Origin of the sequence: Altererythrobacter sp. BO-6 (genome assembly GCF_011047315.1) — a bacterium.
Taxonomy (GTDB): domain Bacteria; phylum Pseudomonadota; class Alphaproteobacteria; order Sphingomonadales; family Sphingomonadaceae; genus Erythrobacter.
The window spans coordinates 1,235,177-1,258,422 of sequence record NZ_CP049259.1; the positions used below are offsets into that span (position 1 = coordinate 1,235,177).

23 protein-coding genes are annotated in these 23,246 nt (G+C 55.2%); 5 read left to right on the plus strand and 18 right to left on the minus strand.

Annotation, left to right across the window (positions count from 1 at the left end):
* Positions 1-783: 783 nt before the first annotated feature.
* The 5 genes from G6N82_RS06020 to G6N82_RS06040 all read right to left on the minus strand — a co-directional run bounded on the left by G6N82_RS06020 (position 784) and on the right by G6N82_RS06040 (position 6,045).
* Complete coding sequence (locus G6N82_RS06020) at positions 784-1,473, minus strand: 3-oxoacid CoA-transferase subunit B (protein WP_165194739.1); 690 nt, start codon at positions 1,471-1,473, stop codon at positions 784-786.
* Between the two features lie 14 nt (positions 1,474-1,487).
* The gene (locus G6N82_RS06025) at positions 1,488-2,177 is read right to left on the minus strand and encodes a 3-oxoacid CoA-transferase subunit A (RefSeq protein ID WP_165194742.1); all 690 of its coding nucleotides are present in this window, start codon (positions 2,175-2,177) and stop codon (positions 1,488-1,490) included.
* Between the two features lie 99 nt (positions 2,178-2,276).
* Complete coding sequence (locus G6N82_RS06030; RefSeq protein WP_165194745.1) at positions 2,277-3,491, minus strand: acyl-CoA dehydrogenase family protein; 1,215 nt, start codon at positions 3,489-3,491, stop codon at positions 2,277-2,279.
* 23 nt (positions 3,492-3,514) lie between these two features.
* Positions 3,515-3,943, minus strand: a complete 429-nt coding sequence (locus G6N82_RS06035) for a heme-binding protein (RefSeq protein ID WP_165194747.1) — start codon at positions 3,941-3,943, stop codon at positions 3,515-3,517.
* A 350-nt stretch (positions 3,944-4,293) separates the two neighbouring features.
* Positions 4,294-6,045: a CocE/NonD family hydrolase gene (locus G6N82_RS06040; protein WP_165194749.1), complete on the minus strand. Its 1,752-nt coding sequence runs from the start codon at positions 6,043-6,045 to the stop codon at positions 4,294-4,296.
* Positions 6,046-6,330: 285 nt separating this feature from the next.
* On the opposite strand from G6N82_RS06040, the gene G6N82_RS06045 reads away from it, so the two are divergent.
* From G6N82_RS06045 to G6N82_RS06055, 3 genes are all read left to right on the plus strand, one after another.
* A complete protein-coding gene (locus G6N82_RS06045; RefSeq protein WP_165194751.1) occupies positions 6,331-7,398 on the plus strand; it encodes a maleylacetate reductase in 1,068 nt (355 codons plus the stop codon).
* Complete coding sequence (locus G6N82_RS06050; RefSeq protein ID WP_206520309.1) at positions 7,398-8,294, plus strand: intradiol ring-cleavage dioxygenase; 897 nt, start codon at positions 7,398-7,400, stop codon at positions 8,292-8,294. Before G6N82_RS06045 ends, G6N82_RS06050 begins: the two co-directional genes overlap by 1 nt.
* A gap of 412 nt (positions 8,295-8,706) precedes the next feature.
* Positions 8,707-9,264, plus strand: coding sequence for a TetR/AcrR family transcriptional regulator (locus tag G6N82_RS06055; RefSeq protein WP_206520310.1), 558 nt, complete (start codon positions 8,707-8,709; stop codon positions 9,262-9,264).
* A 56-nt stretch (positions 9,265-9,320) separates the two neighbouring features.
* Here the strand turns inward: G6N82_RS06055 and G6N82_RS06060 are convergent, their stop codons facing one another.
* From G6N82_RS06060 to G6N82_RS06120, 13 genes are all read right to left on the minus strand, one after another.
* Positions 9,321-10,079, minus strand: coding sequence for an SDR family oxidoreductase (locus tag G6N82_RS06060; protein WP_165194756.1), 759 nt, complete (start codon positions 10,077-10,079; stop codon positions 9,321-9,323).
* A gap of 30 nt (positions 10,080-10,109) precedes the next feature.
* A complete protein-coding gene (locus tag G6N82_RS06065) occupies positions 10,110-11,171 on the minus strand; it encodes an alkene reductase (RefSeq protein ID WP_165194758.1) in 1,062 nt (353 codons plus the stop codon).
* 255 nt (positions 11,172-11,426) lie between these two features.
* Positions 11,427-11,933, minus strand: a complete 507-nt coding sequence (locus G6N82_RS06070; RefSeq protein WP_165198005.1) for a flavin reductase family protein — start codon at positions 11,931-11,933, stop codon at positions 11,427-11,429.
* A gap of 118 nt (positions 11,934-12,051) precedes the next feature.
* Entirely contained in the window at positions 12,052-12,846 is a 795-nt protein-coding gene (locus G6N82_RS06075; RefSeq protein ID WP_206520311.1) for an SDR family oxidoreductase, read from the minus strand.
* Positions 12,847-13,159: 313 nt separating this feature from the next.
* On the minus strand, positions 13,160-15,304 hold the full coding sequence (locus tag G6N82_RS06080; RefSeq protein WP_165194760.1) for a TonB-dependent receptor: 2,145 nt from the start codon (positions 15,302-15,304) through the stop codon (positions 13,160-13,162).
* Between the two features lie 443 nt (positions 15,305-15,747).
* On the minus strand, positions 15,748-16,020 hold the full coding sequence (locus G6N82_RS06085; protein WP_165194762.1) for a hypothetical protein: 273 nt from the start codon (positions 16,018-16,020) through the stop codon (positions 15,748-15,750).
* Positions 16,017-17,177, minus strand: coding sequence for a site-specific integrase (locus G6N82_RS06090; RefSeq protein ID WP_165194764.1), 1,161 nt, complete (start codon positions 17,175-17,177; stop codon positions 16,017-16,019). Before G6N82_RS06090 ends, G6N82_RS06085 begins: the two co-directional genes overlap by 4 nt.
* A 267-nt stretch (positions 17,178-17,444) precedes the next feature.
* The gene (locus G6N82_RS06095) at positions 17,445-18,638 is read right to left on the minus strand and encodes a VapE domain-containing protein (protein ID WP_165194766.1); all 1,194 of its coding nucleotides are present in this window, start codon (positions 18,636-18,638) and stop codon (positions 17,445-17,447) included.
* A 131-nt stretch (positions 18,639-18,769) separates the two neighbouring features.
* Positions 18,770-19,117 (minus strand): hypothetical protein, encoded by a 348-nt coding sequence (locus G6N82_RS06100; RefSeq protein WP_165194768.1) that lies wholly within the window; start codon positions 19,115-19,117, stop codon positions 18,770-18,772.
* 279 nt (positions 19,118-19,396) lie between these two features.
* Positions 19,397-19,795 carry a helix-turn-helix transcriptional regulator gene (locus G6N82_RS06105; protein WP_165194770.1) on the minus strand — a complete coding sequence of 133 codons (399 nt, stop codon included), beginning with the start codon at positions 19,793-19,795 and terminating at the stop codon, positions 19,397-19,399.
* Positions 19,796-20,070: 275 nt separating this feature from the next.
* On the minus strand, positions 20,071-20,319 hold the full coding sequence (locus tag G6N82_RS06110; protein WP_165194772.1) for a hypothetical protein: 249 nt from the start codon (positions 20,317-20,319) through the stop codon (positions 20,071-20,073).
* Positions 20,316-20,642 carry a hypothetical protein gene (locus tag G6N82_RS06115; RefSeq protein WP_165194774.1) on the minus strand — a complete coding sequence of 109 codons (327 nt, stop codon included), beginning with the start codon at positions 20,640-20,642 and terminating at the stop codon, positions 20,316-20,318. Before G6N82_RS06115 ends, G6N82_RS06110 begins: the two co-directional genes overlap by 4 nt.
* 92 nt (positions 20,643-20,734) lie before the next feature.
* Positions 20,735-21,160 (minus strand): hypothetical protein, encoded by a 426-nt coding sequence (locus tag G6N82_RS06120; RefSeq protein ID WP_165194776.1) that lies wholly within the window; start codon positions 21,158-21,160, stop codon positions 20,735-20,737.
* 69 nt (positions 21,161-21,229) lie between these two features.
* Here G6N82_RS06120 and G6N82_RS06125 point away from each other — a divergent pair, with 69 nt between their 5' ends.
* A complete protein-coding gene (locus tag G6N82_RS06125) occupies positions 21,230-21,814 on the plus strand; it encodes a hypothetical protein (protein ID WP_206520312.1) in 585 nt (194 codons plus the stop codon).
* Positions 21,815-22,225: 411 nt separating this feature from the next.
* Positions 22,226-23,164: a magnesium transporter CorA family protein gene (locus G6N82_RS06130; protein ID WP_206520313.1), complete on the plus strand. Its 939-nt coding sequence runs from the start codon at positions 22,226-22,228 to the stop codon at positions 23,162-23,164.
* Positions 23,165-23,246: the final 82 nt, after the last annotated feature.

The window sequence follows — 23,246 nt, forward strand, 5'->3', positions numbered from 1 at the left end:
ACTAATAATTAACTTTATAATCCGTTGAAAATGGCGTCGAACTATTATCGGCGGATTGTGCGTCAAAATGGATGTGTCGTCCTGCTGGCACAGAAGGTAGCTCGATCAGGTGACTGTCCCGCAGCGACACGCAAGTTTGAACCAGTCATCAGCAGTCATGATGGGGTCGCCCATTAGCAACCAAAAGCCACCCTTCCCTGCCCAAGGCGACCCATGCAGGTCCCAAACTGCGGACCAGCCGAACAACCGTTCGCCAGCAAGTTTCGATTTATCCTTGGGGAAGTGCCATAAAGCAGGTGGTGCCGCTTACGTGACTCGAACACGTGACCCCATCATTACGAAAGTAGGGGCAGGCCGAGATAAACAGCTTATATTACCGCTATTTACGTACGCCCGAACTGGCAGTTCCCTTGCTGACCCAGGCGGGACCCAAGTTGTGCAAACGACGTCTTGGGGCAGTTTCCTAGTGAAAGTGCTTTCATAGGATCAATTCCAAAAATCCGACCCGTGCTGTACCCGTTGCGACAACCGCAATGGCGGCTTCTATCTATCCGGCTGGTCTCGCCCAATGTCTGCCACTTGGCGGAAAGTGGGCGTGCCGCTTTGGCCGCAGACTAGAATTCACTCCTGAAGTTCCAGGCCGAAAAGAAGCCGTCGTCCGGTTTCGTTTCACCACAACTTCTAGGGCTGCGCAAAAATCGAACATGTAGCTTCTTCGCCCATGACCATCTTTGCGATGGTGGCTGCGCACCGCCCTCTGCGTTTCCCTTGTTGTTTGGAGGTTCATTCAATTGCCAACACCCTTTGCGTACATCCGCGTGCATTGCTCGAATTGTGGGATAGGCGCAGCGAAACCCCAGTGAGGTGGCAAAGATCGTCCAAACTCAAACCGTCGACCGCTTCAACAACTCGAGCACCTTCCGCACCTGTCTCGAACACAGCAAGATCGGTGTAGACGCGCGACACGCAGCCCAGCCCCGTCAGCGGATAAGTGCAGCGTTCGACGAGCTTGCTTGTCCCCTGCTTGGTGAGCAGTTCCATCATCACAAAGGTCTGTTTGGCGCCGATAGCGAGGTCCATGGCGCCACCAACAGCGGGGATCGCGTCTAGTTCTCCAGTATGCCAATTAGCGAGGTCGCCAGTCGTTGACACCTGGAATGCACCCAAGACGCAAATGTCGATGTGCCCTCCCCGCATCATGGCAAAGCTGTCTGCATGGTGGAAGAAGCAGCCGCCCGTCAGCAAGGTTACCGCTTGTTTGCCAGCGTTGATCAACTCCCAATCCTCCTCGCCAGAAGCGGGGGCGGGACCCATGCCAAGCAAACCGTTCTCACTTTGCAGAAAAACTTCGCGGTCAACCGGTAGGTAATTCGCCACCTTAGTTGGAAGGCCGATACCAAGATTGACATACGCGCCCTCCGGAATGTCCTGGGCGACACGGGCGGCCATTTGCTCGCGGGTAAGGCGCTTCATAATACCTCTCCCGGTCAGGCAGCCGCTTGGGTTGCTGCGGTGGGCGCTACTTCCACCACACGCTGGACAAAGATACCAGGCGTTACGATGGCTTCAGGATCGAGTGCACCGAGCGGCACGATCTCATTAACTTGAGCGACGGTGACCTCAGCCGCCATCGCCATAATTGGCCCAAAGTTGCGCGCGGTCTTCCGATAAACCAAGTTGCCCCATCGATCTCCTTGATGCGCTTTGATCAGCGCGAAGTCAGCGTGGATGGGGTATTCGAGGACATAGTTGCGACCACCAATGTCCTGCGTCTGCTTACCTTCGGCGAGTAGAGTGCCATAGCCGGTGGGCGTGAAAATCGCACCAAGTCCAGAGCCCGCCGCATGTATTCGCGCCGCCAAATTACCTTGCGGCACAAGCTCCAATTCGATCTTTCCGGCACGATAAGCCGCGTCGAAGTAGTGCGAGTCAGACTGGCGCGGGAAGGAACAAATGATTTTTCGCACCCTTCCATCACGGATCAGTGCTGCCACTCCCCGCTCACCGTTGCCCGCATTGTTATTGATGATCGTGAGGTCGCTTACGTCACGAGCGATTAGGGCATCAATCAACTCGTCTGGCATGCCTGCAGTACCGAAGCCGCCTATCATTACCGACGCACCATCGAAAATGTCGGCTACAGCAGCCTCAGCATTGGGTGTGGCCTTGTCGATCACTTGACCTCTCCCTGGCTTCGTCGCCACTCCAGCCTTTCTTCGCGGTCACTTCTGATAAGAAGTGGAAGCATGAAGACGACCCAGTGCACTATTTGGCGGTCAGGAAACGACGCTCTTTGCGCTTTCGTCTGCCCATCGCTCAATTACGAATGGGGCAGCATCGATCATGCTCATGTCATTCACGATGTAGTGCTGGGCAGCGACTGCAGCATCCATGACGTTCTTAGCCAGAATACTGGGCAAGCGGAGAGATGAGGATACCGATCCGTAAGCATAGACGCCCACGTCGCGACAGACTTGGTGGACCCATGTCGTCATCTGACGGATCCGTTGCTGCTCGGTTTCATCGAGCTTTCCACCCGCCGCAATCTTCGCGTCAGCAGCTTCTAACAGTTGATATGCCAGGGCACGAGCTGCTTCATAAAGGGCTTCATGGCGCACGAAGTCGATCTTGAAGGTTGGGGTGTCAGACAATGCGTTGGTCGCATAGAGTCGTTTCTTGGCATTCGCCGCCCGGGCAGCCTCATGGAGGGATCGGCGGGCAATTCCCAGCGCTACAGCAACATGGCCCGCACAAACAGCCATTAAAGTGCCGACCGACGCAGCGCGTGAGGTTTGGGTAGGCTCCGTCCAATATTGGTTGAAAGTCCAGCTCTCGTGAATGACCGTTTCGGGCAATTCATAGTCATAGCTGCCTGTCGCTTGCATGCCAGGTACATTCCAGTTCCCGGTTACGTTGACCTTTTCACGTGGCAAGAACGCACCCACAATCTTGGGCTTGCCATCCTCTTGCAGCATGGGCTTGTCCCCATCCATGACCACGAGCGCTGATGACACCCAGTCTGCATGGTCAATGCCTGAGCCGAAGCTGTAGGTGCCGGATCCACGGTAAGTTCCGTCTTCATATGTCGCTCGACCGCTCGGCGCATAAGTTGCGGTCATGATCGGCATTTTCGCACCACTGAACATTCGTTCGGTATGTTCTTCGCTACAGAAATTGCCGGCGACCATGGTTCCAATACTTTGGGCAGCGATCGTCCAGCCAACCGACGAATCCGCGCTAGACAATTCTTCCATTGCCTTGGCAAAGTTGACCAAACTGGCATCCGAGCCGCCAAATTTTTCTGGCACGAGAAGCCAGAAAAGCCCTTCATCACGGGCAGCCTCGACCACGGCCGTAGGGGTGCACTTTGCATTGGCAGGATTTGCCGTTTCTTGCTCGATAAGATCACGCAAAGCAGCAGCCCTCTGCGCGAAATCGATCGGTGTAGCGCTCTTAGCTTCCATTGTGGTGCTGACGAATGGCTTGTTCATGATAAGCTCCTGTGCGGAAAAGGTCAGGAAAGTGCAGCCAGCGCGGCCTCAGCTACGGCTAGGTCGAGATCCGCCGATGCACCGCTAACGCCAAGTGCACCCAGGCGCTCGCCGTCGATCACAATCGGAAGGCCCCCGGCAACAACCGTAAACTGGTCAACGTGAGGCATCGACAAATGGGAACCAGGATCACCCGAGATGAAATGAATAACGTCTCCAGAGGGCGCGCCTGTTTGAGCGGCCGTCCACGCCTTCTTGCTGGCAACGTCGACCGCAAGCATCGGCGCCCCATCCATGCGGACAGAAGCCAATGCAAGGCCGGACGGGTCAACGACGCAAATGGCCATGGGCGCACCATGTTGCTCGGCCGCCGACATGCCCGCTTCGATAACGTCTAATGCGCCCTTTAAGCTAAGCCGACTACTTTGAAGTTTGATTTGATTCTTCGACATTTGTCACTCCCCTCGATCACGAAACGTCCAGACCAATTTCGCTATCCGCGCCTTGCGAGGCCCCCGGATGGCAGCCATCGCGACTCGCTCCCGCATTGATCATCCATAAGATGATACTATACGGTATCGGATTATAATGGCAAGCGACAATTCAACGAGCGTCAGGAACTGCAGCATGCCGCAAATGCCTCAACGACAATCAGCAAGGGATCACGAAGAGTTCACATCAGCCCGCATCGGTTGCATTGCAAAAAGGCAAGTAGCGGGGTGCCTGTTGGTGCAAGCAATGCTGATCAAGCGATGACCGTCTTTTCTCTTTGCCAGGTCGAAGGTCCCTTAAGAGGGACTGGCTACCAGCGATCCCAGCCGCGCTTTCCTTGATCGCCGCCACTTGCCTTGCGGCGTGCTCCTCCCCCGGAAATATAGGTTCCAATCCGATTGCCGCTGATGATCGGCAGTTCAATGGCTGAAGGGTGGTCGGCATCATGATGGATTGATATCCATGAGGGCCGCTGTCGAACCAGGTGCCCTTGCGCCAATAAATCAAGGAAGCTCTCCGGAACTTCGTCGTCCGACGCGCTAATCCTCAAGCGTATCCGATGCCCCTCCGGGAAACGGTTGGCCGTCGGAATTATGTTAATCTCATAACGTTTCGGTACGTTCGGTTCGATTGGTGTCTTGCCCGCAAGCCTGTGGTGGGTTTGCCAATCGGACGATTTACTCGGGTCGACGCCTGACAGAGTGCCCCGCAACCAACCTCTGGTCAAAATGCGCGATGTTCCGTCTTCAGCGACATCCCACAGGCTAGCAAAGAGCAAGATCTCCTCGTCAGTCGTCGAGGCGTAGACTGTAAGCTTAGCGGGGCCAACGATTTCGGTTTCCTCAACAAGTGGCGGCGTAGTGAATTCAATCGCACCCCTTTTATTGAAGTTATTGTCTTCGAAGCTGGTCGCACCTTCGTTGGGCCAGAATTCATGTTCACTCAACAGGCCATCCCGATGGAGAAAGAAATTGTGCCAGCGCGTCTCGGGAAGTGGCCATTCCTGACTATCAATCCACCGTCCGCCACTGTTCATCATAAAGAGCTGAATGGCTGGCTCTTCCATGATCCCGGTATCATTGCCCTTGAGCCAATGGTCGAACCAGCGAAGCGATGCTTCCGCATATTGGTAGACCGGCCGGTCAAGATAAATGGGTGGGCCGACGATCATTTTCTTAGGAGCCGTGATCTTCTCCCAAGCCCTGAACTCGCCGGGCAGGTGTAGTCCGTACATCCCCCAACATGCGCCCAACATGATCGGCACTTTGATCGCTTCGAGATCAGGAGCACGCTCATGCCAATAGGGACCGTCTTCCGGGTTGAGGAGGACGTCCAAGATAATTGGATTGGGACCGTCTTCCGAATTGCGCACAGCAGCAGCCAATTCGGGGACCGCCATGATATCCTTATCTGCGCGAAGAGCTGCTAGCCTACGCTCATATTCCTCGTCGCCGAGGTTGCGACGTGACCAGGGGTCCACGCGGACGCCCGCCAAGTGCTTTGCCCAGGAAGTGAGGAACGTGTGGGCTAGAATGCCTCCATGATAGAACTTATCGCGGTAGAAGTCCGTATAGCCATATTGCCCCCAAATTGCTTTCAAAGCGGGCGGATTGGTGGCCGCCACCTGCTTTGAGGCAACCGAGAAGTAGGAAACGCCAAACATGCCTACGTTTCCATCGCACCATGGCTGCTCCGCTAGCCAAGCAATGATCTCGCGGATGTCTTCTACGTCCCGCGGGCCATAGTGGCTGTAAAGGCCCTCGGACCGCCCGGTTCCGCGCGCATTGGCGATGAGATGAACATATCCGCGACGCACATAAAAATGGGGATCCCCCGCTTCAGCCTGAGCGTTCTTGCCCTGCATTGCCTGGGGCATAGTCGGGACACTTTGCATCGCATTGTCATAGGCATGAACGCCAAGGATAGCCGGGAAAGCTCCTTGCGACGCGGGCCTGAAAAGATCGCCGTCAAGGTAGACACCATCAGACATGCGAATTCGAACATTCCGCTCAATGATGACGTCATGCTCACGCGGTGATGTTGCCCACTTCGTCGAAAACATAGGTACCCTCCTAGGCCGTTCCCCAAAAAACATGAGCAACGACATTTGCGATTTGCGCCAGCCGAAGCGAACTGATCGAGAGCAACGAACGCAATCTTTGCCGATCCTGGCGACATCCTGAATCGGGCGTGCCCACGTCCCTTCTGCAAAACTCTCTTGCTTCTGCAGTCTTCATTATATACGATACGGTATCGACTCAAGAGATTTTTGCGAGAGGGCAATTTGGGGGCAATCAAGGATCATGTTCAAACCCGCGCCCACTTCGTCAGTCGCTGACATAAGTTCATGATGGACTTCGTCTTCACGGCCAATCCTGCCCGCGTCATTTTTCGTCCGGGCGCCGTACAAGCCCTAGCGGAAGAGGCAGATAATCTTGGATGCAGGCGTCTGCTGCTGCTTTCGACAGCAGGTCGCGCAGACGATGCCAGGGCAGCGGCGCATTCACTTGGAAACCGCATGGCCGCGGTATTTACCGGCGCTCGAATGCACACGCCGATCGATGTAACGCTCGAAGCGATTGAGATCGCCAAGACAGCCCAGGTCGACGGAATTGTATCCTACGGAGGCGGGTCAACGATCGGCCTGGGAAAAGCCATCGCCTTTAGAACCGACCTCCCCCAGATCGTTCTCCCTACGACCTATGCTGGCTCCGAAATGACGCCAATTCTGGGCGAAACCGAACATGGGGTTAAAACCACAAAGGCGAGCCCGAAGATCCTTCCCGAAGTTGTGATCTACGACGTCGATCTGACGATGTCCCTTCCGGCAGCAACATCTGGCACTAGCGGGATCAATGCCATCGCGCACGCTGTCGAAGCTCTCTACTCCCGCCAGCGAAATCCGATCGTGTCAGGCTGGGCCCTCGAGGGCATCGCGGCCTTGCATCAGGCACTCCCCAAAATCGTCAACGATCAGATGAACCGAGAAGCGCGGTCACAAGCGCTTTTTGGCGCGTGGCTTTGCGGACTTTGCCTTGGCCACGTCGGCATGAGCCTACACCACAAGCTGTGCCATACCTTGGGAGGATCGTTCAATCTGCCGCATGCTGAAACTCACACCGTCATACTTCCCCACGCGCTCGCCTATAATGCACCTGCAATCCCCGAGGTCATCGCGCAACTTCAGGCTGTCATGAGTGATGATCCTGTCACGGCTTTGCGTGATCTAGCGCAAACCGTGGGAGCCCCGTCAAGCCTGAAAGCATTGGGAATGTCGCAAGATCAAATAGACGACGCCGTGCGCTTGGCAGTTTCCAACCCTTATTGGAATCCTCGACCGATAGAGGCGTCCCCCCTTCGAAAATTACTGGAAAACGCATGGCACGGTGTTCGACCAGTTCTAGGAGAGTATTGATGACCGAAGACAAACTTTACTTCAGCATTGACCGCTCAGTAGATGAGGTAAACTCGCGGATCGGCAAAAATTCTAATCCACGACTACAAAATATCATGGAGGTCGTCGTAAGCCATCTTCACGCCGCAATAAAGGAAGTTAATCTTACGACTGAAGAATGGATGGGTGCGATCCAATTTCTGACAGAAACCGGTCAAATATGCTCCGACTGGAGACAGGAGTTCATTCTACTTTCGGATGTTCTCGGCGTCTCGATGTTGGTTGACGCAATCAATCATCAGCGACCTAACGGCTCAACTGAAAATACCGTCCTGGGCCCCTTCCACGTCGCCGATGCGCCGCACTACCCTATGGGCAGCAATATCTCGCTCGACGGAAAAGGCGAGTCGATGCTGGTTTCAGGGCAAGTTGTCGACATCGATGGCAAGCCTATTGCCGGGGCTTTGCTTGATGTCTGGCAGGCTAATGACGACGGTTTTTACGACGTCCAACAGAGAGGCATCCAGCCAGAGTGGAATTTGCGGGGCGTATTTCGGACGGGACCTGACGGCAAATACTGGTTCAAGACCACGAAACCTCGCTGGTACCCCATTCCGAACGACGGACCAGTAGGGAAATTGCTAGAGGCATTAGATCGGCATCCAAATCGTCCTGCCCATATTCACTTCATAGTCACCGCACCGGGGCATGACACGGTGGTCACACACATATTTGATCCTGACTGCCCCTTTCTGTCAGAGGATCCCGTTTTCGGCGTCAAGACGTCGCTGATTGCCAATATCGAGTCCGTTGACGACCCTGACAAAGCCAAGCAGGTCGGGCTTTCAAACCCATTCTTGGCGATTGACTGGGATTTCACGCTCGCACCCCTGGAGAAAGCAAGGGTCACAGCCTGAATTACAAGCGATACAGCAGCAACAGGGCCGACGTGCGGAGATGATGAAAAGAGTGAGAGCAATCTTCAAGATCCAGCCGTCTAGATTGCCCTTAGGCAAGTCCCAGAAAGTTATCTGCTCTAATGGAGAAGATACCTTGCCGGTGACCTCCGCCGCGGTGCGGTCATCATAGAGACACGTGAGCTATTGGGGTATAGCCATTTAGCAAGGTCGGAATAGATTGCTTGCAAATGACATGTATGCCGTCGATCATTCCTGGGCAGGCAGGGATGGGCATTGTTCAGTGAATGGCTGTTGAAGGTACTGATTGATGGGGCGTGATGTAGGTCCGAAAAGGGAGAGAACGAAGCGGAAGCCATGGGCGGAAGATGACCCAAGGTATGAACGCGTCGCTAAGAAGCGAGCTCATATTGTGGAAGCCGCGAAAGTGATTTTCCTTTCAGAAGGCTACGCAGCAGCCAGCATGGACCGAATTTCGGAGCAAGCCGGTGTGTCCAAGATGACAGTCTATCGCCATTTTAAGGACAAAGAAGCGCTTTTCATTGAAACAATTAACCAGCAGTGCGACGGAATCTACCAGTTTGGTAGCCATGAGCCGGCAGCGTCGAGAGATGAAGCAATTTCTGAGCTGAAGAGCTACGGCGCGGCCTTTATTAACCTCGTCACTGCTCCAGATGTCCTCGGGATTTATCAGACACTGCTCGGCGAAATGCTACGCTTTCCCGATCTTGGCCGCATGTTTTTCGATATCGTGATTGCAAAGTCGATCGAAAGCATCAGGCATATTCTGTCAGGCATATTCCCGCCGGAGCAGGCTGACTGGCGTGCGCCAGCTTTTATGCACCTCGTGATGGGCGACAGCTATCAACGGCTTAGCCTCGGTAAGTTGACACGTGCCGAATGCCTTGAGCGTAGCGCTGAAGAGATCGATCGGGCAGCGCGCCTAATAGTCTGCAACATCGACGACTGAGAATTTCTCGCCACGCTTTTCAAATTGATAGGTCGGTAAATCGATCGACGAAAACCTCACCAGCTCGTTGTTCCGCCGTCAACCCGAATATCGGCGCCTGTGATGAACGAACTCTCATCTGAAGCCAGGAACAAGGCCGTGTAGGCGACCTCCTTGGGGAGGCCTGGGCGTCCAAGCATGATCTTATCGATCATATAGCTCGACCAGTCAGGCAATTCCAAAAAAGCTTTCGTCTGCTTGGTTTCAATCAACCCAGGTGAAATTGTGTTGACGCGGATACGATGTTCGCTTCCTTCCATCGCCAACTGGCGGCTCATGGCAAGAACCGCCCCCTTAGCGGCAGTATGGGCAATGGCAGGAAGTACCTTGTAGGCGATCCAAGCTGACACCGATGCAGTATTGATGAGCGAACCACCTCTCTTCTTGAGCTGGGGCCAGGCTGCTCTCGTCATGTAGTATATGAGGTTTACTTCCTGGTCGATCGTTCGGTGCCAGTCATCATCGCTGATCTCTTCGAGCCATCCGAAATAGGCCATCGATGCGTTGTTATAGAGTACATCTATGCCGCCATAGTTCGTGACGGCGCAATCAGCGAGGCGCTGGCAATCATCGACATTTGTGAGATTGCACGGGTGTAGGGATGTCATCTCGCCACCCGCTGCCCGCACTGCGGCAACACAGGCTTCGGCAGCCGCCACGTCTACATCGCAGCCAACAACTTTCGCGCCTTCCGCAGCAAATAACTCGGCCGCCTGCCGCCCCATGCTCCCGCCGGTTCCGGTTATGATACAAACCTTGTCTGAAAGTCGGCCCATCGTACCTGCTCCCAATTCCTGATGGCTTTGCTAGTTTTCCGTGTTGAGTGCCGGATAGTCCGTGTAACCGCGCTCTTCCCCTTGATAAAAAGTCTCGGGATCAACCTGGTTAAGCGGTGCTCCGAGAGCGAAGCGCCGTAAGAGATCGGGATTAGCAAGATAGAGGCGAGCGAATGAAACCAGCTCAGCCCGTCCGGACGCAAGAACAGCTTCCGCTCGAACTTCGTCGTAGTCGCAATTGGCGATGCAAATTCCCCCAAATCGCTGTTTCAGGCCCGGCCAATCAAACGGATCATCACCCATCTCGAGAAGATGCAGGTAACCGATCCGTCTCTTGCCAAGCTGTTCCGCCAAATAGTTGAATAGTGCCTGGGGATTACTATCAGACATGCTCATCGCGCGTACTATCGGTGAGACACGCACACCAACGCGGTCGGCAGGAAACACCTGGGTCACCGCGTCGACGATCTCGAGAAGAAAACGGCTCCGGTTTTCGATCGTCCCCCCGTATTCATCCGTTCGCTGATTGGAACCGTCACGAAGGAACTGGTCGATCAGGTAGCCAAATGCGCCATGCAATTCGATCCCATCGAAACCAGCTGTCAGTGCGTTTCGTGCCGCGTTCGCGAACTGCTCGACAACGCCGGGTATCTCACCGCGTTCAAGTGCGCGTGGCGTCACGTGATCCTGCAGTCCTTCCGCCGTGAAGATTTGCCCATCGGCCTTGATGGCCGAAGGAGCCACCGGCAGTGCGCCGTCCACCTGCATGCTCGGATGAGACTGACGACCACTATGATAAAGTTGCAGGAAGATCTTTGCGCCCCGTTCCTGAACCGCCTGAACGATAGGTCGCCAACCATCGACTTGCGTCAGCGAATAGCTACCGGGCGTCCTTAGGTAACCTCGTCCTTGCGGTGAAACTTGTGAGCATTCTGTGATAATCAGGCCCGCATCAGCAGCACGCTGCGAATAGTACTCTGCCATTATCGGCGTGGGGACCTCATCAATTGTAGCGCGATTCCTCGTCATCGGAGCCATCACCGCACGATTGCGGAGGCGCATCGATCCAATCGTCACCGGGTCCTGAAGCATGCCTATCTCCCTCTTCCAGTTTGCCGTTCGCAAGTTAGCCAATCGGCGGCTTTCCCCGCCGGTCGTTTCTTGCTTGCCGGCTTGGCCCGTTGGAGCCCTAACCAGCTCCAAATTGGAATCGTTGATGACAATGGCCTGATCCCAGACAGGTTAGGTCTGTTCTGTTTTGGCAATGCCTTGGCTGGTCAGGCCCAAAAGCCCGAAGCTCCCGAAAACGGGGTTCTGCGCAATCCAGAAGCATCGCTTGCAGGTTGCTCAATCGATGGCCTGCAGGCGACAGAATTTCCCCTGAAAGAAGATCAAAGGTTCGCTGGCCTCGGCTTCCTCAGGAGTATCGAGCTCGACTACGGCTCCAATTGCCATATCGTGATCGCCTGCCTCATAGACTTCCTGCAGATCGCAATCGATCCAAGCGACGACGCCCTCGAGGACAGGCGACCCGTTAGGAGAAAAACGATAGGGTAGCCCGAAGAACTTCTCACCGCCCCTTTGGGAAAAATTCCGGCAGATTTCCACCTGATCATCCGAGAGAACATTCACGCAAAACCGCCCGATGTTCTGAATTTGCGCCCAAGTGCTCGAGCGCTTGTCGGCAAAAAATGCCACAAGCGTGGGATCAAGTGACACCGAAGTGAATGACCCGATCGTTAGGCCAACCGGTGATCCATCCGTTTCCAGGGCCGTAACCACGCAGACACCGGTTGGGTAATTACCCAGCACGCGGCGAAATCTCGCACCATTTATTGAAGCTGGTTTATTCATATGGGATCGGCCTCCCGGCCCGTGCAGAGACTGGCTGCGATCCTTGTGCATCGCAGGCCCGACAGAGCTATTGGTTGCTTGGGCGATGGCGTTGTTCGCGTTCGCGGCTGTGTTGGCCTCAAGCATAGGTCCAACCACCGTCGACGGAGATGTTCTGGCCAGTGATGAACGCGGCATCGTCTGAAAGCAGGAAGGAGAGCGTTCCAGGGTAATCCTCTGGCACAGCCACTCTTTTGATACTTTGCATTTGAGACATGGGTTCGAGGAACGCCCCCTGTGGGCCTGCCTCGATAGTTTTGGTACGGGTAATGCTTGGCGAGATTCCGTTGACCGTTATCCCGATTTCGCCAATCTCCCGCGAGAGAGAACGGATGAAACCGATTAGCGCGCCTTTACTTGCCACATAGTGGCTCAGGCTTGCAGTACCGAGTTGGAAGGTGTTCGAAGTCACGCCGACGATCCGGCCCCAGCCACGAGAGCGCATGCCAGGCAGGAACTTCTGTACGAGGTGAAACAACGAGTCGATGTTAACTGCAAATACTCGCCGCCATTCATCAAACCCGATGTCCTCAATCGGCCTTAATGGGTAAATACCGGCAGCATGGACAATCGCGTCAACGTGGAGTGAGCGCCGCTCCACCTCAGCACCAAACGCTTCGATTGAATGCGGATCCGAAAGGTCACATGGAAGCCATACTGCACTCCCGGTACCAACCTCTACGAGATCAATCGCTTCACTGCCGTCCGCTAGATCGCAAATGACAACATCCGCGCCTTCCGCTGCCAGGCGTTTGACGAATGCCTGACCGATGCCATTGCTACCGCCGGTTACAACGATGGTCCGGCCTCGCTGCCTGCCAGTAATCGGTGCTCCAGGCGTCATCGCGGCTTCGCCCTTTTCACCAGATTCCACTTTGAAGTTTCGATCATTTTATCCAAGCCAACTAGCCTTGAGGCAGCGAAACTGGCGACTGATCCTTCACTGGAAGATCGGCGAATCCGAGGAAGTAACCAAAACCTCACCCTAACCAAGCCGAAGTCTTGGCTCGCCAGATCCAAGTTCTGATCAGCGACGCTCATTTCGCCCACCTCTCGACAATGCCTCGGCTCAGTAGTTCAGAGAAAGCCGCAAGCCATAGGTCCGCGGAGCCTCCAAATAGCCTGCCGCTGGGCCCGGGATCCCTGCCGCTGAGGTCGCCGCCAGCACTGCTCGGTCTGTCAGGTTCTTACCCCAGATTCCTGAGCTGCCAGTTCTTTCCTGAGTCATACGTTATCGAGGCTTCGAACTTTGCACCGGCCTCCTGTTTGGTTCCGGGAGAATGGACAAAGTCAGCGAACCAGGAGCTCTCGTAACGGCCGGCAACATTGACATCCAGCGAGGCATCCCGACCAACATCGAACGTATGCGTATAGCTACCCAGCAACACCCAATCCGGCGAATATGGCGGCTGCAAGCCTGAATAATCCTGTCCCCCCGGTGTCGTGAATTTCTGGTTGCGGGCGCGAGTGTAGCTTACGCTTCCATTGAACTGATCGTTCACGGAAGGCTTCCATACGAGATCCGCCTGGAAGCCATAGATTTCGAGCTTCTGCGCGTTGAAAACTGGATTGAACAGGAGAGCTACACTGAACTGCTGCTGGATCAGGTTTTTGTAGTTATAGAAAAACCCTTCCACATTTACCTGAAGCGTGTCGTCGAGCATCCTGCTCTTTATACCTGCCGAATACGCAGTCAGCTTTTGCTCCTCTACTTCAACGTTGCCGTCGTAGGGAGTGCCGGGATTGGTGAAGTTGACGAAGGGGTCTCCCGCGTCGATACCGGCTTGCGAGATTGCGTTGTAGGTGCCTGGCGCATGAGACGTCTGCGCGACCGTATAGATCAAGACGTCCGGAGTGAGATCAAAATCAACCCCCAACTTCCAGTCCAGGTAAGAATAGGATTTCCGAAACGCAAATGACGTATCTGTTCCCGGAGGCGTAAAAGGTCCGGTTCCCGGCAAAGCATCAGCTGCTCGATATTCGGGATTGAACCCATTAGCGGACCTCTTGTCTTTACTGTAGCGCCCCCCGACAGTGAAGCGCAGGCGATCGCTTGCGCTTATGGTAGCCTGGCCGAATATGCCCGACCCTTTGATGATGTTCTCACGGATGTCGGGCGTATATTGATTGTAGGGGTTTGGATTCGCCGGCCCACCATAGGTATTGATGAACGCACCGTAATTGTCCTGATAGTAGTAATAGAGCCCGCCAAGCCAATTAACTGGTCCGGTGTCTCCGGAGAGCCGCAATTCATGGCTCGTCATTTCAACAAATGCCGTGTTCTGCGCGAGAAACACACTTACCCAATTGAATGGGTCGGACTCGAGTTTCACGTACCCGGGAATGTAGGTCAGTGTGAGATCTTCGTTCAGATCATAGCCGATCTCTCCACCGAACGAGTAGACGTGGTACGAGTTGTCTTCGGCCGTAGGAATGCCAATGGTAAATGGCAGGAAGGGAGCGATTGGTGTCGCGAATTGGGCAGCGCCGACGTCATCCCATGGATTCTTGGTAAGAAACCCTTTGTAAAGATCAAAGGCGCCACCTCTATCGTCGTGGTTCACCGGCCCATTGGTTGTGCCGTTCTTTTTTGCTCCGAACGCCCACAGGTAAGCGGAAAACCCATCGGTCGGTTCATAAAGAAATGAGATGCGCCCCGCCACATCATCCGCCGCCTCCGCGCCGCTCGTGTAATAGCCGCTATGATTTGTGTAATCGACCGCAAGACGAACAGCCAGATCGTCCGAGAACGCGAAGTCTTGCGCCATCGTGCCGTGTATCAACGAGTAGTTGCCGACTTCCAGAATGGCGGTGCCCTCATTTTCAAAGCGAGGCCGCCGAAATTGCACGTTGACTGTGCCACCAAGCGCCCCGCGACCATACAGGGTGCCTTGAGGACCCGGCAAAACCTCCAAGCGCTCGAGATCAAAAAAGGCTGAGCTTGTCGCCTCACGTGGCATGTAAACGCCGTTGAAATTGAATGCGACCGCCGGTTCAATATTCTGGAAATCCAGATTGGCCCCTACGCCACGGACGAACACCTGAGTATTGTTGGATTCCGCCTGGAACCGGACCGCCGGAACGACCATCTGCGCCGCACGAATATCTCCGATACCACGATCAAGCAGAGTATCGGCGCCTACTGCCGTTACAGCTGCAGGAGTCTTCTGTAGGTTTTCTTCCCGCTTCTGCGCGCTAACTATGATTTCAGCGATGCCCACGTCTTCACGTTGATTGGATAGATCGGCTTCTGCGTCCTGCGCATAGGCAACTGTTCCCCATGTCAGCGCGATGGTGCTTATTGCTGCTCCGCAAATACCCTTCTTATTCATTTCCCTCTCCCGTCCGATTCTCTTTCAAGATCTAGCTGTCGCAACTTCGCCCAGATCTTCACCGTGGGACCGCGAGCAGCAAAGACCAGAAATCCGAGTCCCCACTAACCTCATTTAAGACGATACGGTATCGTCTCATGTTAGGCGTGTCAATACGAGATCATCAACCCTCAAGAAGGAGAGCGGGAGGGCGAGTGCCCAAGGTTCACCAATGAGCAAACTGTCGCCTTCGGTTGATGGACTAGGAGCCCGACATAGGGACGATGGGGCATGCTGTTGCCCAAGCTCAACTCGGCGACCTTCTGCATTTGAAAGGCGCCGTATGATCGAAGAGCGTTCCGTTTCTTGGCCTTTGCATTAGCCATGCGAGCAACTGCTTTTGGCAAAAAATGATAGAAAGACGCCCCCGCATAGCGCTGTGGCTACACGGGGGCTTAGATGTGTCAGGTCGGCCCTGGCGCGTAGAAGGTACCATCTTCATGTCGGCCCCAGTACGGCCACACGGGGTTCGGCTGGATGCCCTTCTTCAGAGTCATGCCTATATGCCTGCGGTTGAAGCCGATACCCGCCAGCACGTCGACAATGTGCGACCCATGAACGACGCCTTCGGCGATGCAGGCATTGATCAGGACATGGGCCCGGTCATGCTTGTTCTTGGGGTCATCCTTAAGCGCATGATCAAGTGTACGAAGGCGCGTGATGAGGGCCTCGTTCATTCCGCCGCCTCCGATAGGCCGAGACCGCTGGAAGCCAATTCGACAGAATGGGCAAGTGTCCGATCGGCAATCTGCGCATAACGAGACGTGCTCTCCGGCCTCAGGTGCCCCGCGATCTTACCTGCAACGTGAAGCGAAACATTCTGGGACACGAGCGCACCTATTGCGGCATGTCTAAGATCATGAAGGTGCATTCCTGGCATTCCAGCCGCGCTACACGCGGTCTTCCAGGAGCGCTTGATGTTGTCGAACGGCTGGCCGGTCGCGGGGTTGGGAAGAAGCCAAGGATTGCCTTCAGGGCGAGGCAGAGCCTTGATCACAGCCACGGCAGCTTTGCTGAGCGGGACAACCCTAGGATGCCCGTTTTTGGTATGCGGAATGGTCCATTCGGCACGCTCGAGATCGATGTGCTCGAGCCGGGCATTAAGCAGTTCCCGTTTCCTAGCTGCCGTTGCGAGCAGCAACTGTACAATCGGCTTGAGCAAAGGATTATGCGACTGTTCACAGGCAGCAAGCAGCCGCTGCACGTCTTGCGGCGATAACAGGCAGGTGCGCTTGTTGTCGTAACGAGGCTTCGTGACTGCAGCGACCGGATTGCGCTCTGCACCGGGCAAGTTCCAAAGCGCTGCAAGCCGGTAGCTGCGATGCATGACCGACCTGTGACGATCAACCGTCGCCGGGGCCAGGTGCTTGCGTAGTTCAGACAGGTAGGCATCGATTTCCTGAGTGGCAATCTCATCGATGCGCAGCTTGCCGAACTTTGGCACGAGGTAGCGCCGGTGCGTCATTTCCACGCAGGCATGTGAACGCAGATGGTTCTGCGCATGCTCGACATGAAGCTTAGCAAGTTCCTTGAACGTGATGACTGCACGATCGCGAGCCCTGTCCTCAGCAGGTGACCGACCCAGTATGATCTTCGACCGCAGTTCCTTGGCTTTGCGCTTTGCCTGCTCGAACGAAATATCACCTTGGCGTCCGATCTTGATCTGCGCAGCTTTGCCGTTTGGTTTGCTGTAGTACAGGTAGAACGTCTCCGATGTCGGTCTAACTTCAATGCCGAAGCCGGTCAGTTCCGTGCAGCGATAGACAACTTTGCGTTTGTTCGGCGGGCAGGTGATGTCGCGGCAAAAAGCCGACGTGAGTTTATGCGTTGGCATTTCCGTAATTCCTTATGAAAGTGAGTTGAGAGCCAGCCGCTCTGGCCAGCGCGGGGCGCGTCATGGGGGTAGCCATGGCGATGGGTGTTTCTGTTCCCAGACGGGCCGAGAGCAGGCCTCAGGGCACCGTTTGGGCTCGAGGTGAGCCCGGCGGCTGGTTGTGGTGCTTGGTGGGGGGAAGGGGCTGCGAAGCCAGCACATCACCGGCACATCAGGATCTGACAACCGGCGGAACCAGCCGCCCCCTCCCCCCACTGCAGGGGCCGATCAGTACTCGTCGGGATCGGGCTCCTGCCGCCGGTGAAAGCCTTCCGATGGTTTCATGGGTACCTTCCAGCGAGCTCGCCCTTGTACGCGCTTTGGCGGACCGAATTTATGACGAAGTACAGCACCACACTCCCGGCACTGGTTGTTGGACGGAGAGTTGAAGTCCAGCGCCCGCAGAACTTCCATCGCTGTCATATAGATCGCCGGGCCTGACTTTGCGTTCAGAGCGTCAAGCAGACGTTCTTCGATCACGCTTACAGCCTTGAAACGTGCGTTCTGCTCTTCGAGCATCGCCTCCTCCTCGGGAGTCAGCCACCACTGCTTGCCAGCACGAACGTCTACCAAGACCTGCGCAAAGACCTGCTGCATGTCGATGTCGTGATCATAGTGCAACTTGACCACCGGTATCGTCCAGAAGCGCGTGTTGCCCGTTGCGTCGATCAAAAAATTGGGATCGTTGACGCTAGCCGCAAAGACCGTGCGCCGTTTCATTTCGATGGGCGTCTTGGTGTAGGGTAATCTGATCTTATCGCAGTCATTGGTCAGGAAGCCCTTCAGTCGCGAAATATCGCGCTTAAACGAGCTATCCAGCTCACCGATCTCGGTGAACCAGTGACTCACCCCAATGTAGACAGAGTCCTTGTTGTGCGGATCCAGATGATGGTCGAGTTTCACAAGCTCGGCCCGTTTGTCCGGCGGCGCCAAGGCGGCAATCCAACTGGTCTTGCCGCAACCCTGCGGCCCCTGAAACGTCAACACACCCCGGTTTCGAAAGTAGTCTTTGACCGCTGCCGCGACTGCACTTCGAAGCCAGCGGTTAAGTAGCAGGCACTTGAAGCCCGTTGGGTAGTCTTCATCGGCTTCGACAGTCTCGTAGAATGCCATTAGTCGATCTGTGCCGTCCCAAGGCTGGCTTTCGATCCAGGCTTTCACCGGGTTTGTTGGATTGGCCTCGGCGATCTCCTGCACGAAATCACCGAACCAGGGGCTGTTGAGACCATTAAGATTAGCGAGACCGATAAGATCTGAAAAAGTCAGCGCGCTTCCCGCCCGCTCATAGCTCCTGCGCTTCTTGATCACGTCGTAGCTTACGGTCACCCCGGATTCCGCGAGCATGTGCTCAACGTTCTCCTTCGTGATTGGCAGTTTCACTGCGCCTTCTGCGGGCTGATGGGGGAAATCGTCTTTCTTCAATCGACAGGGGAACTCTATTGGAGGCCCGCGATCGTGTGGTTTGTCATGCTTATCCCCGTTAGCTCTATGAGCTGGCTGGGCGTTATCGGCCGAAGGATCTTGCGATCCCCCGGCACCGTCTGACCCCGAACTCATAAAGCGATCAACAAGGCCAGCCGCCCACGGCCAGTCTTGCTCCAGTGGATGTTCTCGCCTTCCATAAGGATTATGCCGAGTTCATTCTCGACATGGTCGCCGGTGATAGCGCGGGCTTCAGCGATGATATCTTCGGGATCATCGATTCCCGACCAGATGCATGCTTTTGCAAAGCTGGTCAGACCGGCTGGTCCTGCACGATCAAAGCGAAGCTTGAGGTCTGAGGCTTCGCGCAGAGTGTCGAAGCCGCGTTCAGAGGATATATTACGTGACATTGCTGTCCTCCTGTTGTTGGCCACAGCAAGGTGGCGATTTTGGGATTGGCGCTCAGCAAGGCTGAGCATGCTTATGGGTCCTCACTTGAGGTTAGGCAGGGGTCGACCTTCCGTCCGGGATGGACGTTGCTTCTTTCGTCTTCACAATTTCAAAGAGCCTGACATCTTCGCATCAGGGTCAGTGGCTCAGAGATGGCCGAGGTGCCTCCACCCGAACAGTTTCAAGTTGGTGTCACAGCTTCAATCGCGTCCAACACTGAGCGTGTGACGGCATTCGAGCGGCCGCGTGCGGATGTTGGTCGTTGATCAGCCATTCGGGGCCGCTTTGATGACGTTGGCTCAGACAGGTTAGTCGTCATCCGCTCGAATGATCAAAGTCTTCGGCAGTTCAGGTAGGGCAACATACACTAAGTCGGCATCCTGGTTGGCTTTGCCGTCTTCTGCGTAGCGTATCAGGAGACCATCCTTGCTAGTGGATACTTCCAGCGCCACCGTGTGGAATGGGACAAAGTCGCCATGAGCAATGATCACATTCTCGTTGCTACCACCAGTCAGATCTACTGCGCTAAGTCCGAAGGCGCTCGCGAGCCTTTCTGCCTGGACTCCATTTGTCTTGTAAGCTGTTGTTTTCTGAATACGAATGACGGTTGATCTACTAACGCCAGTCCTCCGTACCAAATCATCGTGACTCCAGCCCATCGCCTTTCGGAGCGCGCGCAACGTTCTACCATTGATGACGATTGGCAAGTGAGCCCTTTCCAGCCTGACACGGTTCTCAGCTCACTAGCAGACTATTACTCGGTGTCGAAGCCAGCCAGCTTGCCTTAGTCGCTGAGGAGGTCCTAGCAAAGCTTTAGGGCGTGCGGATAGAACGAGACGATTCTGCAACCGCGAAACCGATCTCTCCAGGCGCCCTTAGCGTTTGGGTCCAAGCCAGGAAGCTAGCAGCATCGCAATCACGGCAGCTGATCCGCGTCGTTTGCTACCCCTGCCCACCCTTTTGGGTCAGGTGATTTGCTGGATCATTTGTCAGACCGAGGCACCAAAGCACCTGCGAAGATAATCGCCGCACACAGCAGCAGACCAGCAAGCGGATGCGATGCGAAGGCGCCAAATAAGCCTAAGCCAGCCAGTGCCTTGAGGGTATTCGCAGGCTGCGTGAACAGTGCCGCCAGGATCAGGATGACGAGCAAGACGAGCCCTGCCGCGACGGCGAGCCTAAGGGCGGCCACGACCATGACCGCCCCAATGAACCATGCGAGCGCCTTCACCGCCCTGCCCCTTCGCAGCCCTGCTGCACAAACGCAGGTTCTTCGGTCAGGACGATAAACGCGAACCCACCGCTGGCGAGGTACATGAGCTCCCACCAGTGTCCGTGCTGTTCGCGCCAGTCCCAGTCGCGCGGCTCGCGGCCGAGGCATGCACGAAGCTCTGCTTCGGTGTCCTGTGGCTCCATCACCAGGAGGTGAGTCAGGGCTGCTAGGTCGCAAATAACGATATCTTCCAGCCGCCCGAGCATAAGGTGCTTGAGGGTCGGGCAGGTTACGGTTGGAATGGCAGCTTCGATCGCTGCCGTCGTTGTAAGCTTGAGCATGATTGGGTTTCCTTTCGGGCATAAAAAATGGCGCTCGATGGCGCCGCTTGGTTTGGTTGGGTTTTGGAATTCGAGTGACCGGCAGGAACCAGTCAGCTTATTGGTTTGTGCTCACCTACCTGGCGGCTGGGCACGATTTCCAGGTGGGGTGCCTGGTCTTGGCAGGCAGCGAGAATGGCGGGGTCGATGTCGCCGGTAATCGGCACGAACAGGACCACGCCGAAGCCATCGTCGCTGATCACGAAGAGGAGCTCGAGCCAGTCGCAGTAGCGGTTGGCTATTTCGACTTCAAAGGCAAAGGTGCCGTCGCGTACCAGCCGCACGCCGCTTGCTGGATTGAGGTCTTCCAGGTGATCGCGCGGCTCGACGATTACGAGCAACGCTAGCTCTTCAAACGTGTAGTCGTGAAGGTAGTCGGCTAGGTAGTCCCGCTGCGCCTCCAAGCGCTCGCGCAAGGTACATTCATGCGGGGAAGCCAGCGCGCGCGCCAACTCCTCCGCGGTGCGGATGATGATCATTTCGGTATCTCCAATGAAAAACCCCCGGACTTTCATCCGAGGGCCTGGTGGGGGGAGGGGGAGGCAGATTTGCCGTCTCCAGATAAGATACCCCGTTTTGCGCGGTTGGATTTACCTGATGCGGCCGGAAAGCGGACTGTCAGCTACCGACCCACTTGCGGGCGTTTTTATCGCGGCATATTCCACGACCAATCTGCAGGACGCGCCATGACACGCATATTAGTCAAGTTCATCATTCCGCTGGCGCTATCGGTCGCATGGATTATGTCGTTGAATCTGCACGTAGCTACGGTGGACGACCTAAACGCGGATCAATCCTACAAAGGCTACCATATCTTTTTGCTCGGCTTGCTTGGTCCGTTTACGTTCCAAATCTCAGCCTATGCCAACCCGGTGCTTTTTCTCGCGGTTATTTACGTCGTCTGGAAGTGGCCCGATGTGAAGGCGGCACGTCTTATGCTGGCGGCGGTCTTTATCGCTCTCTGCATAATAAGCGCAATTTTCTGGAACCGGATACCAGATTCATCAGGCGAGAACTTCATCAAACAACTCGGGCCGGGATACTATCTTTGGATGGCAACGATGACATCAGCGTTTGCGTGGCTTCTCAGCCTATGGGTTATGGTTCGAAGGCGGCGTTTGCGTAACGGCTGAACTTGTCCGCTTTCCACCCCAAGAGCCGTCTTGAGCTAAGAACACAACGCGACCTGAAAGCTGACCAGCCGCTATCGACCCAATTGCGGGCGTTAGCTGCATCAAGGGACAGTCCCGAAAGCAGACCTCAAATGTATTTCTTCCGGGCAGAGGTTCCACCAGTAGCACTGGAGATTTTTGGTGCGTTGGCTTCAGTTGAGTTTGTGTTGCAAACGTTACAAGCTGAGGTTTTCACCTTTTGCATGGTATAGAATTTTGATCGGCACAGTTGGCCTAGTTTGGACCTTGTTTTGACCAAGCTGACGAATGGAAGCTTCTAGTCGGCGCAATTTACTTGCCAGGAAGAGAAGTGGGCTAGGCAGAAGTCAGGAGAGATCGTTGATACGGGGATATTCTAGCCAGGCCGGACTTTTGATCGAAGTTGAGGCTTCCAAGCGCAACCTCACAGATCTCGTCTGGATCGACCTGGTCGAACCTAGCGATAAAGAAGAAGCTGCGCTTGAGAAACAACTGGGTATCGGCATACCGACCCGTGACGAGATGCAGGAAATCGAGATTTCCTCCCGGCTTTACCGGGAAGACGGAGCGGTTTTCATGACCGCGATACTTCCTGCACATGCCGATGGCGACGAGCCCGATATGCAGCCGGTATCCTTCGTCCTCAGCGGTCTACAACTGATTACAGTCCGCCACCATGAACCCCGCTCTTTTCAGACGTTTCCTCAACGGGCCGCGAAGGTCGCAATGGGCGTTGAAGCCGGAGAGGGCGTACTTATCGCTTTACTTGAAGAAATTGTTGACCGCTTGGCCGACATACTCGAACACGCAGGAAGAGACGTCGATGATGTTTCGCGCAAAATCTTCCAGCGCCACGAGGGTCGGCAGACCCGGTCGCAGAATTTCCAAAACACATTGGCAACCATCGGCCGCAAGGGTGATCTCATTTCGAACATTCGGGATAGTCTGGTAACACTCGACCGGCTTGCAGGGTTTCTCAACCAGCACATCGTTGGTGAAGGCGATGCGCGAGAGCACATAAGCCGAGTGAAGACCTTAACCCGCGATATCCGCTCGATTACTGATCACGCCGGCTTTTTATCGCAAAAGATTACTTTTCTACTCGATGCTACACTCGGGATGATCAACATCGAGCAGAACGCCATCATCAAGATATTTTCCGTGGCTGCGGTGGTCTTTCTGCCTCCAACTCTGATCGCATCGATTTACGGCATGAACTTTGAGCATATGCCAGAGCTTGATTGGCCTCTCGGCTATCCTTTCGCGATCGGATTGATGATCCTCTCCGCCATATTACCGTTCGTGTTCTTCAAGCGAAAGGGATGGCTCTAGTCCGCGAACTCAGCGGCCTAGACCATCTATCAGCAATAAGTTCGAAATTGGGTCGTCAGCCGACTAGCCGGTTCGCTGAGCT